At 62.3% G+C, this 16,363-nt stretch carries 14 protein-coding genes and 1 pseudogene; 5 read left to right on the plus strand and 10 right to left on the minus strand.

All coding sequences use genetic code 11. From position 1 onward, the window contains the following. Positions 1-73: 73 nt before the first annotated feature. From L8I05_RS03620 to L8I05_RS03635, 4 genes are read right to left on the minus strand one after another with little or no spacing between them, the layout of a single operon-like run. Positions 74-1,267 (minus strand): EAL domain-containing protein, encoded by a 1,194-nt coding sequence (locus L8I05_RS03620; protein ID WP_242167227.1) that lies wholly within the window; start codon positions 1,265-1,267, stop codon positions 74-76. Beyond that, a complete protein-coding gene (locus tag L8I05_RS03625) occupies positions 1,254-4,052 on the minus strand; it encodes an ATP-binding protein (protein WP_242167472.1) in 2,799 nt (932 codons plus the stop codon). Before L8I05_RS03625 ends, L8I05_RS03620 begins: the two co-directional genes overlap by 14 nt. Before the next feature lie 57 nt (positions 4,053-4,109). Continuing rightward, entirely contained in the window at positions 4,110-5,090 is a 981-nt protein-coding gene (locus tag L8I05_RS03630; protein WP_242167228.1) for a fimbrial protein, read from the minus strand. Between the two features lie 23 nt (positions 5,091-5,113). After that, positions 5,114-5,800 (minus strand): molecular chaperone, encoded by a 687-nt coding sequence (locus L8I05_RS03635; protein WP_242167229.1) that lies wholly within the window; start codon positions 5,798-5,800, stop codon positions 5,114-5,116. 206 nt (positions 5,801-6,006) lie between these two features. On the opposite strand from L8I05_RS03635, the gene L8I05_RS03640 reads away from it, so the two are divergent. Next, positions 6,007-6,528 carry a chemotaxis protein CheY gene (locus L8I05_RS03640; RefSeq protein WP_159957947.1) on the plus strand — a complete coding sequence of 174 codons (522 nt, stop codon included), beginning with the start codon at positions 6,007-6,009 and terminating at the stop codon, positions 6,526-6,528. A gap of 3 nt (positions 6,529-6,531) precedes the next feature. Here L8I05_RS03640 and L8I05_RS03645 read toward each other — a convergent pair whose 3' ends face one another. Together L8I05_RS03645 and L8I05_RS03650 are read right to left on the minus strand one after the other, a co-directional pair. After that, positions 6,532-7,737 carry a DUF1835 domain-containing protein gene (locus L8I05_RS03645; RefSeq protein ID WP_242167230.1) on the minus strand — a complete coding sequence of 402 codons (1,206 nt, stop codon included), beginning with the start codon at positions 7,735-7,737 and terminating at the stop codon, positions 6,532-6,534. A 703-nt stretch (positions 7,738-8,440) separates the two neighbouring features. Then, positions 8,441-9,517: an aldo/keto reductase gene (locus tag L8I05_RS03650; protein WP_242167231.1), complete on the minus strand. Its 1,077-nt coding sequence runs from the start codon at positions 9,515-9,517 to the stop codon at positions 8,441-8,443. 130 nt (positions 9,518-9,647) lie between these two features. Here L8I05_RS03650 and L8I05_RS03655 point away from each other — a divergent pair, with 130 nt between their 5' ends. Together L8I05_RS03655 and fetB are read left to right on the plus strand one after the other, a co-directional pair. Continuing rightward, positions 9,648-10,325: an ATP-binding cassette domain-containing protein gene (locus L8I05_RS03655; protein ID WP_242167232.1), complete on the plus strand. Its 678-nt coding sequence runs from the start codon at positions 9,648-9,650 to the stop codon at positions 10,323-10,325. After that, the gene (gene fetB / locus L8I05_RS03660) at positions 10,322-11,116 is read left to right on the plus strand and encodes an iron export ABC transporter permease subunit FetB (RefSeq protein ID WP_177018516.1); all 795 of its coding nucleotides are present in this window, start codon (positions 10,322-10,324) and stop codon (positions 11,114-11,116) included. The genes L8I05_RS03655 and fetB overlap by 4 nt, the downstream gene beginning before the upstream one ends. A 3-nt stretch (positions 11,117-11,119) precedes the next feature. Here the strand turns inward: fetB and L8I05_RS03665 are convergent. From L8I05_RS03665 to L8I05_RS03680, 4 genes and pseudogenes are all read right to left on the minus strand, one after another. Then, a pseudogene (locus L8I05_RS03665) lies at positions 11,120-11,230 on the minus strand (DUF2599 domain-containing protein); the annotation flags it as partial. 156 nt (positions 11,231-11,386) lie between these two features. Next, positions 11,387-12,439 carry an L-idonate 5-dehydrogenase gene (locus tag L8I05_RS03670; RefSeq protein ID WP_242167233.1) on the minus strand — a complete coding sequence of 351 codons (1,053 nt, stop codon included), beginning with the start codon at positions 12,437-12,439 and terminating at the stop codon, positions 11,387-11,389. Between the two features lie 14 nt (positions 12,440-12,453). Continuing rightward, positions 12,454-13,227 (minus strand): glucose 1-dehydrogenase, encoded by a 774-nt coding sequence (locus tag L8I05_RS03675; protein WP_242167234.1) that lies wholly within the window; start codon positions 13,225-13,227, stop codon positions 12,454-12,456. A 20-nt stretch (positions 13,228-13,247) separates the two neighbouring features. Next, complete coding sequence (locus tag L8I05_RS03680) at positions 13,248-14,600, minus strand: GntP family permease (protein ID WP_242167235.1); 1,353 nt, start codon at positions 14,598-14,600, stop codon at positions 13,248-13,250. 142 nt (positions 14,601-14,742) lie between these two features. Here L8I05_RS03680 and L8I05_RS03685 point away from each other — a divergent pair, with 142 nt between their 5' ends. Both L8I05_RS03685 and L8I05_RS03690 read left to right on the plus strand, forming a co-directional pair. Then, complete coding sequence (locus tag L8I05_RS03685; protein ID WP_242167236.1) at positions 14,743-15,615, plus strand: LysR family transcriptional regulator; 873 nt, start codon at positions 14,743-14,745, stop codon at positions 15,613-15,615. 105 nt (positions 15,616-15,720) lie between these two features. Further along, positions 15,721-16,353 (plus strand): glutathione S-transferase, encoded by a 633-nt coding sequence (locus tag L8I05_RS03690; RefSeq protein WP_242167237.1) that lies wholly within the window; start codon positions 15,721-15,723, stop codon positions 16,351-16,353. Positions 16,354-16,363 lie beyond the last annotated feature (10 nt).

The following is a 16,363-nucleotide window of genomic DNA, read 5'->3' on the forward strand; positions in this document are numbered from 1 at the left end:
CGCAAGCGCAGGATAAATCGGCACTGGATGGAGCTTACTCCTTACTATCGAACAGATAATCCGTGGCCGCCAGCTAGTGAGATGTCGCGGGGCCATCATTGTTCAGAAGTTGTTGAAATTGTTCGGAAGAAACCGCGTGTGAGATCAGGAAACCTTGCACCTGATTGCAGTCGACCTTGCGCAGCAGGGCCAGCTGCTGCGGTGTTTCCACGCCTTCGGCGACCACCGTCAAGCCGAGTTTGCGCCCCAGCGCGATGATGCTCGCCAACGCCTGGGCCATGCCCTCGTTGTCGTGGCAGCCCTGCACCAGCGCCTGGTCGATCTTCAATTCGGTAAATGGCGTGGAGACCAGGTTCAAGTACGAGCTGTAACCTTTGCCAAAATCGTCCTGGGACAAGCCGAAGCCCTTGATGCGCAGGCGGCAGGCACCGGCGTAGAAGTTGCTGATGTCCTGGGGCACCGAGCATTCCATCAACTCGAAGCAGATCATTCCCGGAATGCCGTCGTGGTGCAGCACGAATTCCAGCAAACGGTCGGCCAGGTCGTGACTGTTGAGCAGGTGCGTGGGCAGGTTGATCGACACCGGGATTTCATACCCACGCTGGCGCCAGCGTTCCTGGGCGTGGATCGCCTGTTTGAGCACCACCCACAACAGGCGTTCTTCCAGCTCGAATGCCTTGATTGCCGGCAGGAATGCGGCGGGCAGCATCACGCCTTGCTCGGGGTGCATCCAGCGCACCAGCGCTTCGGCGGCGACAATGCGCCCGTTGGCGAGGGATTTTTTCGGTTGGAACCAGGCCTGCAATTGGCCGTTGCTCATGGCCTGCACCAGGGTGTGGCGGTCGATGTCCAGGTGTTCGGGCAAATCGGGGGAGGGCTTGCGCACGCTGGTCCTGAGCTGGTCCACCAGGCAGCGCAAGGCGTCGGCGGCGACCGGTTTGGAGATCAACCCGATGACTTCCACGTCGAGGTTTTTCGCCACCAGGCTTGCGGCCATCAACATGCGCCGCGATGCCGCGCTCATGATCGCCAGCGCCGGTTTACTGCGCAGGCTGGCCAGGCACTGAATGAACTGCACGCCGTCCATGCCGGGCATCAACAGGTCGGTCAGTACCAGGTCGAAATCGCGCTGGCGCAGGCGCTCCAGCGCTTCTTTACCGTCCTCGGCGGTTTCGAGCATGAAATCCCCCAACTCACTGAGCAGGTGCTGCAGGTAGATGTGCTGCAGGGGATGGTCCTCAACAATCAAAATACTAAGGGGCTTCATGGGTGATCCGTGCATAAGGCGCCAGGGAATTGAATAGAGCCCGCAACGCAAAGGGTTTGACCAGGCAATGGTTCATGCCGGCGGCCAGGCACAGGTCGGCCTCGCCGCGCATGGCGTTGGCGGTGGCCCCGATAATCGGCAACGGGCAGCCCTGGCGCCGCAGCTCACGCGCCAGTTCATAGCCATTGATGTGGGGCATGTTCACGTCCGTCAACACCACGTCGAAGTTGCCGGCGGTGTACAGCTGCAACGCTTCCTGACCATCGGCCGCCAGCTCCACGGTGCAGCCGAGTTCTTCGAGTTGGTCACGCAAGATCAGCTGGTTGATGATGTTGTCCTCTGCCACCAGCAAGTGCAGGTTGAGTTTGTTCAAGTCACGCCGGTGCGTGTGCTCATCGGCGCGGGCCACCCACAGCCCCTGCGCCTGGCTCACGGCTTGGTGAATGGCGCCAAGGTGGTTGAGGTTGACGTGCCAGGCGCCGGCGTCGGCTTCCAACGGCGTGCAGGCATTGCTGCTGACGTGGATCACCGGGCCCGGCCATTCCGGCACCAGCAACGGGTCGACGCTGCCGGGGTGTGCTTGCAGCAGCAGGTGGCTTTCGGGCAGCGTCGGCAGCCCGGCCTGGGCGCGTGCGCCCCAGCGGCGCAACCAGCCGCTGATGGCATGCGCGAGTTCCGGGATGGGCGAGACCACGTAAATGGTCTCGGCCAACAGCGGCGTCATCGGTGGTGTCGGCGCTTCTTCCAGTGGCAGGATCAGGCTGAAGCTGCTGCCCAGCCCCAGTTCGCTGACCATGCGGATATTGCCGTTCATCAATTCGGTCAGGCGCTGGCAGATCGGCAGGCCCAGGCCGGTGCCGGCGACCACGTTGGTATTGCCTTCGCTCTGGTAGAACGGCTCGAAAATCATCGCCTGGTCTTCCTGGGCAATGCCTTTGCCGGTGTCCGAGACTTGCCACAGCAGGCTGGAGCGCTCGCCGTCGCGGCCGAGCACTTTGACCCGCAGCACCACGCGCCCGTAGTCGGTGAACTTCACCGCGTTGTTGAGCAGGTTATTCAGGATCTGGCGGATGCGCGTCACGTCGCCGATCAAGCGCTCCGGCAACTTCGGGTCGAAGCAGGCATACAGTTGCAGGCCTTTGCCCTGGGCGGCGGCGGCATAGCCCTGGATGATTTCGTGGACCAGGTCCAGCGGCGAGAACTCACTCAACTCCAGCGCCAGTTGCCCGGCCTCGATCTTCGACACATCAAGCACGTCGCAAATCAGCTGCAGCAAGGTCGAAGACGAGCCTTCGATGGCGTGCAGGTAGTCTTTTTGCTGGGTGTCCAGTTGCGTGCGCGCCAGCAATTCCAGGGTGCCAAGCACGCCGTACAGCGGCGTGCGGATTTCATGGCTCATGGTCGCCAGGAACAGCGTCTTGGCGGCGTTGGCCGCGTCCGCCGACTGCCGCGCTTCCTCCAGTGCCGCTTCGACTTGCTTGCGCGCACTGATATCGCTGAACGCGCAAAACAGCACGTCCTCGCCTTTGTAGCGGGTCGGCGCACTGCTCAAGTACAGGTGGCGGCCGTCGATGGTTTCAAAATAGTCGCTGCGTTCGGACGGTTCGCCGGCGAACGCCTGTTCGATCCAGCCGGCACGCAGGGTTTCGCGCTCCGGGCCGTTGCCCAGCCATTGCTGGGCCAGGGTGTTTTCCAGCACCACCTGGCCGTCGGTGCGGCGCAGTACGCACAGGGCAACGGGCGCGGTCTGGATCACATCGCGGCCGAACGCCTCGCTTTCGATCAACGCCTGGATGCGATGGATCGAGGGAATGATGAAGCGCTGATCGACGCGGCGCATCACCAGCCAGATCAGCGTCAGGCTCAGCAGGCAAAACAGCAGCGAACCGAGCAGCTGTTTCCACAGGCCGGTGACCACGGCGCGCAGGTCGATGGAATACATCAGTTGCCAGTCGGAGGATTTCAGGTGCTTGCGAATCACCAGGTGGTCGGGCAGCCAACCGCCGCCGACAAAGCCGAAGAAGTTGTCTTCCTTGGGCTTGAGGCGTTGCTGGCGCCTCTGCGTGTCATCGCTGTTGGTGAACACCAGCATGCCCTGGGAGTTGAGCATCATGAATTCGCCGGCACTCTGGTCGCTGAGGGTTGAGGACACTTCGCGGCTTTCCATCTCCAGGCCCAGCCAGCCGGAGTTGGGGTCTTGGCGGTCCAGGCGGATGAAAATGTACAGGTGCGAGTGCCGCTCGGTGCGGTCACTCAGCCACAGCTCGTTGAGGGTGGCCGGGTCGCTGTGTTGCAAGGTCTTGAGGCGGTTGAGCATGCACTTGGAGATCGGCAGCACTTGCGCGGTCGCGTCGTACAGCCGCATCACTTGCGGGTTGGGGCCGGCGTTCACATACAGCAGGTTGAGCTGCTTGGCCTTGAGGTAGTCGCGCAGGCGCGCGGTCAGCCAGATGCTCCACTGGTTGCCGGGCGTGTCGCCCAGGTACACATGTTCTTCTTCCGGGGACGAGGGGTAAATTTTCGACTGCTTGCGCACCGCCGACAGGCTCAGGCTTTCGAGCAGGGCCTGGCGGTTGGTGAAAAAGGTATGCGCTTCGGCGATGGCGCTGCTCATGTAGCCGCGGCGCTCGGAGATATCGTTATTGAAGGTGGACAGCAGAAAGGTATAGACCCCGCTCAAGATGCCGATGAGCAGCACGGTCGCAAAAATACGAAGCAGCCTTCTGGCTGCTTCGGGTCGGGAGAGGACGGGGTTGATCTGGAGCAGATAACTTTTCAATCGCATCGGCGGACTGTAAGCGCGGGCGTGCGCCGATGGCATAAGACGATCCTTAAAGCACAGCTATTTGTAATACATATCCACCACCACCGCCGCGTCGAACGCACCCGGGATCGGCAAGGTGCGCCATTTCAGGTCGGCGCGAAATTCATCGTGGCTCTGGCCCAGGCCCATCAGCTCCTGCAAGGTGAACCAGTTATTGAATGGCAGTGGCTGCTGGCTCTCGACACGCGACAACGAGATGCCCACCGATTTGTTGTTGTCCGGCACCAGCAACCCGTTGACCACACTGCCGCCGCCCGGCGTGGTGGCGAAGCGTGCGCTGACGGTGTAGGGCGTGTCGCAGCCCTTGCGCAGGTTCAGGCTGAAGTTTGCGGTGCTGGCGACTTCGCCGATTGCAAACTTGCGCGAGGGCATCGGGAAGCTGACCACGTTGGGGGTGATGGTCAGCTCGGGGGTGCAGGGCACGAAGCGAATGCCATTCATGCCGGTGACCACGTAGTTGAAGTTGCTGTTGGGCCGTGAATTGAGCCCGAGCACACCGTCCAGTTGGAACACACGGTACGAGGTCAGGGTGCTGGCCTGGCCGCTGGGGGGCGTGGGGTCGTATTTTTCGATGAACACGCTGAAGTTGAGGGTGAAGCGCGCCTTGTCCCAACCGACGCAGTTGGAGGTGCAGCCACGGTCGGAAAAGAACCCGGTGCCGACCTTGCCGGTGCTTTGGGTAATCGGCTGGTTGTTGTAGCGAATGCCCACGCGGATACCGGTGCCAATGCTGACCTTGGCCGGATTGACGTAGAAATACACTTCCTCGCGGCCATGGTTGTAGTCGTCTTTGCAGATCACATTGGTGGAGCGTGGGCCGGACTCCCAGATGATGCTGCCGTTGGGCGCATCGGCCGCCACCGCCAGTGCGGTGCCCAGCGCTTCCTGGGTAATGATCGAGCCGGTGCCGTCCTCGCGGCAGGCCAGCGCGTGGCTGGTGGCGGGCAAGAGTGCGCAGGCCCACAGCAGTAGGGGTAAACAGCGTTTGGTCAGTGACATGGGGGCAAATACCTCGCGAACTATCAGTTCAGCGCCGCGCTGTGGCGGGCCTGCAAACCGATGTCGGTGATTTCGGTGAAGTGAAGCGTGGTGCCTTTGGGCAAGGGGCTTGGCGCTGTCAGGGTTTTGCGCTCGTACGGCTTGAGCAGCAGGTAATCACTGAGCGCCAGATTGTCGGTTTGCAGGTTCACCAGTGACAGGTGGAACGCGCTGGGGTTGTGGACCGTGACGGTGCGCCCGTCGTCGCTGCGCCATTGCAGCTGCTGCACGGCATCGGCCGAACCGCCCTTGAGCGCGGGCGGCCGATAGAACAGCTTGAGCCGCTGGCGTATCGCAAACTGCACGCTGTTGGGGTCTTCGGGCTTGAGCGGGATTTCCATGATGTTGAGCCAGAACAGCGATTCGCGGTCGCTGGGCAAGCCCTCACCGGCATACAGGATGCGCAACGGGTGATGCTCGCCGGCACCCAGCTGCACCAGCGGTTCAGTGGCGGCAAATGGCACGGTGCGGCCCGCCGAATCGTCCTCGCCGGTGATCCAGGTTTGCACCACGACCTCTCGTGACGCCTGGTTGACCACGTTAATGGTGGCGCCCTTGTCCTGGCCGAAATAGATCAGGCGGGTGCCTTCGATTTTCAGCGCCGCGCTGGCGGGCGGCGGCGCGAGGGCGAATAAACCGCCGGCCAAAATCACCATTCTGAGTAGAAACATGAGCACAGGTGCAATCCATGGGAGCGTGTGGGAACGCAGCGCATGGTAGTGGCCCGGCAGTGCGAAGGCTTTCAGGCGATTCTTAAAAGGTGCGGCGTGCCCCCGGTTACCGTTTCAGAATCGCCTTAAAGTCTGTTTCGGCCCTGACGGGTAACGTGATCAGCGTTGAATGATCGACGCGGATGCCCACCTGCCAGGTTTACCCTATGTCCAATAAAGCGTTACGCCTTCTGATTGCCGATGCAGACCTTCTGCAACGGATCAAGATCGAGAAAATGCTCAACCAGTTGGGCTATCACCGCATCGCCCCCTTGAGCTCGTTCGACGAGCTGCAGGCGTTGACGCGTACGGACGGCGTGGCGTTCGATCTGTTGATCATCAACACCGCGCTGGTGCATTCGCGCCAGGTCAACCTGTTGAAGTATTGCCATGACAACCCGCTGATCCGCCACACGCTGATCTACGACGGGCAATGTGCACAGAGTTCGGTGGTGTCGGTGTCGGTGAGCCAGACGTTGCACCTGTCGCTGTCGCAATCGCCGGACTTCAACTCGCTGCGCCGCTGCATGGAAATGGTCGACCCCGACCATAGCCTGCCGACGGTCGAGCGCCCGACACTGCGCGCCGTCGAAAGCCGGGTCAGTCAGTTCTCCAGCGTGCCGCGCGCCAGTTACCAGGGCGATCCGGCAGTGGTGGCGTGCGCGGTCGGGTTGTCGCCCAAGCGTTGAGCGTCAGCCGCGCCAGACGGTCTGGTTGTCGTCGCCCAGCGTCCAGTGCGGCTGGCGGGGTGTGAGACAGACCCCGCCGACCCAGCGCACGTGGCTGGCGTGGTCGAGCCAGTTGGCGTCGCCATCAAGCACGGCGTGCGCCAGTGGGGTTAACGCCAGCGCGCGGCGCGGCCACGGTTGATCGGTGTCGGTCTCGATCAGTAACGGCTGCTCAGCGTCGATCAATGGGCGCAACAGCGCATGGAACATCATGTCGCCCAGGAACGGCAGCGGCTCGCGCTTGCCCATCAATTCTGCGAATACTCTGCCGAACGGCACCGGCCCGGCTTCGGCGATGTACGTCAGGGACAAACGTTCGGTGAGTGACAGGCCATCTCGGGTGCCCGGCAACTCCTCTAACTGACGCTGTAAAGCGGGGGCTAGAAAGGGCAGGGCGGGATGGGCTCTCTGAGCCAGTTGTGCCAACCTGACCGGAGAGGCGTCGCAGTAAGCCGACCACGCCTGCTTGGCCAATTGCACGGCGTCATCATCGATCAACCGGCGCTGTGGCCATAACCACGCCAGGACGTCTGGGGCGAGTTGGCCGATACCAATAAACCGCTCGACGCCGGGAATGCGGTCAACTTCAATCAGCTCCAGTTTGCGCGGTGCCTGTTCAAGGCCGGCCAGTGCGCGGATCAGAAACAGCTGGTCGTAGGCGTCGGCCTCGCACCACAACACGCTGTGCTCGGCGCTCGCCAAGGCGTGCAGCTGCTGGTATTCAGCGTCGACGCGGTGCGCTACTTCAGTAGGGTTCAGGGCAAACGCCTGGCTGATGAAGGCGCTGCGCATCGCGCGGAATGCGGCGTCGGGCAGGTCTCGAACCGGGCCCATGCACAGCGGGTCAGTGAGCATCTGGAACTGCCCTTTGAACCCGGCTAATTGCAGGCTGTGGGCGATGTCATTGCCACAGCGCCAGTGCGTGGTGCGGGCTTCGTCACTGGCGTCGAAACCGGGGTGGCGCGCGGCGAAGTCGAGGGCGTCGACATGCGCCTTGAGTTTGGGCCAACTGCTGAAGCCCAGCTGTTTGGCGACTTGCCATTGGGCTTGGGACAAGGTGGCGGTGGGGTCTTGGCTTTTCAGGCGCGGCAACAGTTCCTTGGCGCGTTTGCGCTGTTGTTCAAGGTTGAGGCGGCCATCGGTGTTGGAGGGTAACGGGCGTTGCGACATACGATCTCCTTGCACAAACCTTTTCCGCTTTAAGGTTGGGAGTCGTAGAAATGAGGTGCAGCTTGAGTGTCTTGGGCGCAGCCCTTTCCGCGGAAGGTGGCGTAGAGAGCGCCAGGCGGGAAATATAGGCAGCATTGTCGTTCAGCGCAACCCCGTAGATGTGGGAGCTGGCTAGCCTGCGATTGCAGTGTTTAGGCGGGCGCTTTTTTAGGTAGATTGAGTACATATCCATTCCTGCGGTAACGGCCGCTTAGGGTTCCGCCCTTACGGCGGGTCACTTTTTTTCAAACGCCAAAAAAAGTAACCAAAAAACGCTTTGCCCCACCACTCGGTGCCTCGCCTAGGCTCGGCATGCCCGCACACAGGCTTGAATCCGTGGGCCGCCGCGATGGGCCATCCTTGGCCCAGCGCGGCTAACCCGGCGTCCTGCCGGGTTACCCACGGATTCAAGCCTGCGTGCGGCCAGCGTGGTTAACGGGGCCTGTCAGATCAAGATCAAAAGCAGAGCACGGCGGCCTGAGAGCCGACCTGAGTGGTAGAAGCAAAGGCAGAGCAAAGGCACAGCTACAGCATCCACCTGATGGAATGCTATCCAAATGTGGGAGCTGGCTTGCCTGCGATTGCGGTGTATCAGCTAGTGAATCTGGTGACTGAAACTCTGCAATCGCGGGCAAGTCGAGTCGTCGCACCGCCGCTCCCACATTTACTTGTCTTTTCGGGCATCCATCGTCTTTTGATGCTCGGCCAGGAACGGCTGCTCCGCCGGGTCGAAGCGATCAATTCCGGCGGTAAAGCGATGCCAGTATGGGTACAACGGCTGGCGCCGCGTTACGGCCTCGATGCGTGAGGACTGCTCTTCGGTGAGTTTCAGTTCGGTCGCTGCGAGGTTGTCGCGCAGGTGGGCTTCGGTCCGCGCGCCGACGATCAACGAGGTGATCCCCGGCCGATCCTTGAGCCATGCCAGGCAGGTCCGCGCCACCGACACGCCATGTTCATCACCGACGGCAGCGAGGGTCTCGATGATGTCCAGCGCACGTTCCCTGTCATGCACGTAGGGTTCCGGCCAGCCGCTGCCCTGGCGGGTAGTGGTTGGCGGTTTTTGCCCACGGCGGGTCGAACCGGTCAACAGGCCTTCGCCCATCGGGCCCCACACCAGCGTGCCGATGGATTGGTCCAGCGCCAGCGGCAGCAGTTCGTACTCGGCTTCGCGCGATTCCGGGGTGTAGTAAATCTGCTGGGTGATCGGTTTGAGCATGCCGTGCAGCTCGGCCTTGCCCAGGGTTTTCATCATCTGCCAGGCGGTGAAGTTGCTGGTGCCGAAGTAGCGAATCTTGCCCGAGCCGACCAACAACCGCAGCGCTTCGAGGGTTTCCTCGATGGGCGTCATGCCGTCCCAGTTATGCAGTTGGTAGAGGTCGATGTGGTCGGTGCCCAGGCGTTTCAAACTGGCTTCGCAGGCGCGAATCAGGTGGTAGCGCGAGGAGCCGGAGTTGTTCGGGTTGTTGTCCACGGGGCTGCGGCCCTTGGTGGCCAGCAGGATGTCGTGGCGCTTGTCGCCCAAGGCTTTGCCCACCACTTCTTCGGCGAGGCCGTGGGAGTAGAGGTCGGCGGTGTCGACCATATTCACCCCGGCGTCGAACGCGATGTCGAACATGCGCTTGGCCAGGGGCACGTCCACCGCGCCGCACTTTTCGAACTCGGCGCGACCGCCGAAGGGCACGGTGCCCAGGATGATTTCGGATACCAGCAGGCCTGAGTGGCCCAGTTGTCGGTATTGCATGTCGCCTCCTGTTTACGTTGCACGTGAAGGTGTGAACGACATGAATGGCGATAGTTTGAATTTTTTCATGAAATCTTCCTGTGCCTGCCGCACCATTGCGCCAACAGGCTTTGAGAGGAACACCGCGTCCATGAGCGCACTGATAGAAACCCGCGCCCTCACGCGCAGGGACGAGCGCCGTCAGCTGGCATTGCTCCAGCCCACGGATTTCACCTTGAACCACGGCGACCGCGTGTCGATCACCGGTTCTTCCGGCTCCGGTAAGAGCGTGTTCCTGCGCGCGCTGGCGTTGCTGGATGCGCCCACCTCCGGGCAGGTTTTTTGGAATGGCCAGCCCATCGTCAACGCCGAGATTCCCCACTACCGCAGCCATATCAGCTACCTGTCGCAACGCCCGGCGCTGCTGGAGGGCTCGGTGGAAGACAACCTGCGTTTTCCCTTCAGCCTCAAGACGCTGCGCACGCGCAGTTTCGATCTGCAGGCTGTGACGACGCTGCTCGGGCATGCCGGTAAAACCCCGGACTTCTTGCAGAAAAACGCCGGAGACCTGTCGGGCGGTGAGTCCCAGGTGGTGTCGTTGATTCGCACCTTGCAGCTGAACCCGGAAGTGCTGTTACTCGACGAACCCACGGCGGCTCTCGATCCCACGTCATCGCGTGATGTGGAAGCACTGATCGACGCCTGGTTTGCCGGCGACGGCTCGCGCGCTTACATCTGGGTGTCCCACGACCTCGATCAGGCCCAGCGCATGAGCGCCATCCACTTGCAGATGAACGCCGGAGTGTTGAGCGGAGCGACCCAGCCATGAATTATCAAAACCTCAGCGCGCTGGACATGGGCATCGCCGCCTCGCTGATCCTGATCAACGGCGCGCTGTCCTTGCTGCTGCGCCTGGGCCTTGGCCGCCAATTGCTGTGGGCGGCGGTGCGCACCGTGGTGCAGCTGCTGGCCATCGGTTACCTGCTGGGCTGGGTGTTCGAGTTCGCGTATTGGTACGTGGTGCTGCCGCTGATGTGTGCGATGACCTTGATCGCCGGCCTGTCGGCGGCAGGGCGCGGGCGCCGCACTTACCGTGGGCAACGGGTCGACAGCATCCTGTCGGTGTGGGGCAGTTCGTGGCTGGTGACGGCGGTGGGGTTGTTTGCAGTGATCCGCATCCACCCGTGGTACGAGCCGCAATATGCCATTCCGATTCTGGGGATGATCCTCGGCAATACCCTGACCGGTGTGTCTCTGGGCATCGAACGCATGACCCAGGAACTGACCTCGGGCCGCAACACCATCGAAATGATCCTGGCCCTCGGCGGTTCACGCTGGGAAGCCGCGCAGGAAGCCATCCGCCAGGCCGTGCGCGCCGGGATGATCCCGACGCTGAACCAGATGACCGTGGTCGGCATCGTCAGCCTGCCCGGCATGATGACCGGCCAGGTGCTGGCGGGGGAGAGCCCGGTGGACGCGGTACGCTATCAGATCGTGATCATGTTTCTGATCGCCGCGTCGTCAGCGTTGGGCACGGTAGGCGCGGTACTGCTCACCTACCGGCGGTTGTTTTCCACCAGTCACCGGTTTTTGCGGGATCGGCTCGAAGAGCGCGCCTGAGCCTCAGGTGTTGTTGCAGCCCTTGGCAATCGAGTCTTCATTGGAGGTGTAGGGCCGCGACGGCTCCAGGTTCCACTCCGGCTTGTTGCGGGCGATATTGAAGTGGCACACCAGTCCGCTTCAGCAACGCAGATCAAATGTGGGAGCTGGCTTGCCTGCGATAGCGGTGGGGCAGCCACATCAAGGTCGACTGATGTGCCGCCATCGCAGGCAAGCCAGCTCCCACAGGGGGATCAATTTTTCTGGGGGGATTGCATACCAGGCCAGGCGTCAGCCCAGGTCAGGCACACCAAAATCCAGCACCACTTTCATCGCCTGGGTCTTGTCCGCCGCCAACTCAAATGCCTGCACCGCCTCGCCAAACGGCACGGTGTGGGAGATCACCGGGCGTACGTCGACGATCTGGCGATTGAGCAAATCCACCGCCTGGGCGAACTCGCTGTGGAAGCGGAAGGTGCCGCGCAAATCGATCTCGCGGCTGACCAGCAGATTCAACGGCAACGACACATCGCCGCCCAACCCCACCGTCACCAGCACACCACGCGGAGCGATACATTCCAGGCCGTTGCGCAGGGCCTGGGGGCTGCCGGAGACTTCGAACATCACGTCGAAGTAGCCCTTTTCGGCGGTGTAGCGCTTCAGTGCATCGGCACCGTCGGCGATGTTATGGGTGCGCGTGGCGCCCATTTTTTCGGCGCAGGTGAGGGCGCTGGCGGACAGGTCCACGGCCACGATTTCACCGGCGCCCGCAGCGCGCAAGCTACCGATCAGCAGGTTGCCGATTGGGCCGCAGCCGGTCACCAGTACGCGTTTGCCGAACACCGCACCAGCGCGTTGGATCGCGTGCAACCCCACGGACAAGGGCTCGGTCAACGCGCCCTCGGCGAGGCTGACGTGGTCGGCCAAGCGATGGGCCTGATGGGTTTCAATCACCAGGCTTTGGCGAAACGCGCCCTGGATATGCGGAAAGGGCATGGCGCTGCCGTAGAAGCGCATGTTCAGGCAATGATTCGGCAAACCTTGATGGCAATACCGGCAGGCGCCGCACGGGCGCGAGGGCGACACCGCAATACGCTGGCCGACCTTGAACAACCCGGCGTCGCTGCCCACCGCGTCGATCACTGCCGACACTTCATGGCCAAGCACCATCGGCTCGCGCAGGCGCACGGTGCCGAAGCCGCCGTGCTGGTAATAGTGCAAATCCGAACCGCAGATGCCGCCCCGCGCAATGCGCACGCGCAGTTGGTCGGGGGCGAGGGTTTGCGGTTCGTCCTGAGGGTCGACCCGCAAGTCTTTTGAAGCATGACAGACGATAGCGTGCATAACGTTCTCCAGGGTTACAGCGACGCGGTGATGCCACCGTCGACGTACAGGATATGGCCATTGACGAAGCTGGCGGCGTCGCTGGCGAGGAACACGGCGGCACCGGCCAGCTCGGCCACATCGCCCCAACGGCGGCTCGGGGTGCGTTGCACCAGCCAGTCGCTGAACTCGGGGTTGGCCACCAGGTTGGCGTTCAGTTCGGTCTTGAAGTAGCCAGGGCCGATACCGTTGACCGTCAACCCGTGCGGGCCCCAGTCAATGGCCATGCCCTTGGTGAGCATTTTCAACGCGCCCTTGCTGGCCGCATACGGCGCAATCCCGGGGCGGCCCAGTTCACTTTGTACCGAACAGATGTTGATGATGCGCCCACGCTTGCGCGGGATCATCGCCCGCGCCACCGCCTGGCCGACCAGAAACGCGCTGTCGAGGTTGGTGCTGATCAGCTCGCGCCAGTGCTGCTCGCTGTAGTCCTCCAGCGGGCCACGGCGCTGCATGCCGGCGTTGTTAACGAGGATTTCCAGCGGCCCGAGGCGTTCTTCGATATCGGCCACGGCAGCCTGGATCGCCGCGCTGTCGGTCACGTCAAACGCTTGCGTGTGCACCTCCAACCCTTCGGCGGCGAGCAGCGCCGCCGCATCGCGCAAGGTGCTGCGGTTGCGCCCGTTAAGCACCACCCGCGCACCGGCCTGGGCCAGGCCACGGGCAATCGCCAGGCCGATACCGGCGCTGGAACCGGTGACCAGCGCGAGCCGGCCATTGAGGCGAAAGTTGTCTAAAACGCTTTGCATGGGCTACCTCTCCTAACGCTTCACACCACCAACGACAGCAGCATGATGAACCCCAGCGCACTGAAGGAAAGCACGGTTTCCATCAGCGTCCAGGTCTTGAAAGTTTCGACGACGGTCATGTTGAAGTACTGCTTCACCAGCCAGAAACCGGCGTCATTGACGTGCGACAGCACCAGGGAACCGGCGCCCGTGGCGAGCACCAGCAGCTCGCGGTTCACACCCGGCATCAAGCCGATCACCGGCGCGACAATCCCCGCGCCGGTGATGGTCGCCACGGTGGCGGAACCTGTGGCCACGCGAATCACCGCCGCTACCAGCCACGCGAGCAGGATCGGCGAGATCTCGGCGCGCACCGCCATATGCCCGATCACATCCCCAACGCCGCTGGCCACCAGCATCTGCTTGAAGCCGCCGCCGGCGCCCACGATCAGCACAATGGCGGCGGTCGGGGCCAGGCTCGAATCCAACAGCTTGCTCAGCTGTTCACGCGAGAAACCGCGAGCCGCCCCAAAGGTATAGAACGCCAGCAGCAGCGCCGCGAGCAGCGCGGTGATCGGGTGGCCAATAAAGTCCATCCACACGCGGAACACGCTGTCGGCCGCGAAGGCCACGTCGGCAAAGGTCTTGAGCAGCATCAGCACCACCGGCAGCAGGATGGTGGTGACGGTGATGCCAAAACCCGGCAGGTTGTCGCCCGAGGACTCCTTGGCCAACTGCTCCATCAGTTCCGGCGAGGCCTGGCCGGGTACGTAGCGTGAAATCAGGTTGCCGAACAGCGGCCCGGCGATCACTGCCGTGGGCAGGCCGACAATCAACCCGTAGAAAATCGTCTTGCCGATGTCCGCGCCAAAAATCCCGATGGCTAACAGCGGCCCCGGATGCGGCGGCACCAGCCCATGCACCACCGATAACCCGGCGAGCAGCGGCATGCCGACCTTGATCAGCGACAACCCGGTGCGCCGCGCCACGATAAATACCAGCGGAATCAGCAGCACAAAACCGATTTCGAAAAACAGCGGGATGCCCACCAGAAACGCCGAGAACATCATCGCCCAGTGCACGCGTTGCTTGCCGAACGCGCGAATCAAGGTGCGCGCGATTTGGTCGGCGCCGCCGGAGTCGGCCATCAACTTGCCGAGCATGGTGCCCAGGCCAAGGATGATGCCGACAAACCCTAATACGCCGCCGAAACCGTCCTGGAACGACTTCATCACCTTGTCCACCGGCATGCCGGACGTCAGGCCGAGAAAGCCTGCGGCCACGGTCAGCGCAACAAAAGGGTGAACCTTTAAATGGGTGATCAACAATATCAATCCGACAATCGTGACCAGCGCATCGAGTAGCAGATAGGTGTCGTTAGCCATGCCGAACATGGTGCCTCCTTGTTCTCATTGTTATAGGCCAAGCCCTGTCATATCGTGTATGACGGTGGCTTACTTCACCGCAGCGGCGCTCAAGCGTCCAATTTTCATTTGTGATCGGGTGATCATTTTTAGTGATTACCGAGGGAATTCGATGGAGTTAAAGCACTTGCGCGCCTTTGTGGTGCTCGCTGAAACCCTGCATTTCGGCCGGGCGGCGGCGCAGCTGTCGATCGTGCAACCGGCGCTGAGCATGCAGATCAAGCTGCTTGAAAGTGGCCTGGGCGTGCGCCTGCTGGATCGCAATCGCCACTCGGTGACCTTGACCGACGCGGGCCGTGCCTTCTTGCCCGAGGCCCAGGCCACCTTGCACCAGGCAGCAAAGGCGGCCGATGCGGCGCGGGCGTCCAGCCGTGGCGAAATCGGCCGGGTGCGCCTGGGGTTTGTGTCTTCGGTGCTGCCGCAACTGTTGCCGCAGTTGATCCGCGCGGTGCACCAGCGGTATCCGCGTATCGAACTGGAACTCAAGGACATGCCCGGCCCCGACCAGGCCGCCGCGTTGAAAAACGGCCTGCTGGATTTCGGCCTGATGCGCCTGCCGGCTGCCCATCCCGGCGTGCAGACCCGCGCCGTGCTGCGTGAAAGTTTTTGCGTGGCGCTGCCGATCGAGCATCCCTTGGCCGTCCAGGAAACTATCCAACCCACGGATCTGCTCAATGTGCCGGTGTACATCCTCGCGCGGCGTTATGCGCCGGGGTTCTATGACGAATTCATCCACGCGCTGGGCATTACCCTGGACATCGCCTCGGAACTGGGCGAGTTCACCACCATGCTCGCACTGGTTTCTGCCGGGTTGGGCGTTGGCGTGCTGCCGCAGCAGGCTGCGCGGGCGCTGCCGGCCAACTGCGTGTCGCGGCACCTGGAGTTGGGCGCATTTGAGGCCAGTACCGGGCTGGCCTGGACCGAGCTGGACAGCGCGGTAAAGACCACCTTGTTCAACCTGATTATGGAATTGTTTGGCGAGTGATTGTTTCATCCGCTGAAATGCTCGATTGTAAATCCTGGTGATTCCATCGATCAGTGCAGCGGTAGAACATGGCTGGCGTCGATAACCCACCGTTTGGAGCCTCTCATGTCCCAGCCTTTGATCAAACTCTATGGTTTCCCGCTGTCCGGCCACTCCCACCGGGTTGAGCTGATGTTGTCGCTGCTGGGCCTGCCCAGTGAATTTATCCTGGTCGACCTCAAGCAAGGCGCGCAGAAAGCGCCTGAGTTTGTCGCCAACCTGAACAGTTTCGGCCAGGTGCCGGTGATTGACGACAATGGCACTGTGTTGGCCGATTCCAATGCGATCCTGGTGTACCTCGCGAACACCTATGGCGACCGCCAATGGCTGCCGAGTGACCCTGTCGGCCAGGCGCGCGTGCAACGCTGGCTGTCGGCTGCGGCCGGGCAACTCCACGCCGGGCCGGCTGCCGCGCGATTGGCCGTGGTGTTTGGCGCCGAGGTCGATACCGTCACCGCCATCAACCGCTCTCATGCGCTATTGAAGGTGGTGGAACAACAATTGAGCCACAGCCGCTTCCTGGCCAGCGAACAGCCGAGCATCGCCGACGTCGCGTTCTACACCTACGTGGCCCATGCGCCGGAAGGCAATGTGTCGCTGGCCGACTACCCTCAGGTACGCGCCTGGCTCGCCAGCATCGAGGCCTTGCCGGGCTTCGTCGGCATGCCGCGCACGGCGGTGGGGCTGCAATCACAGTAACGAGCGAGAG

Source organism: Pseudomonas sp. MONT-RG-20F-20-E-7-02 (genome assembly GCF_022662395.1).
Taxonomy (GTDB): Bacteria; Pseudomonadota; Gammaproteobacteria; order Pseudomonadales; family Pseudomonadaceae; genus Aquipseudomonas.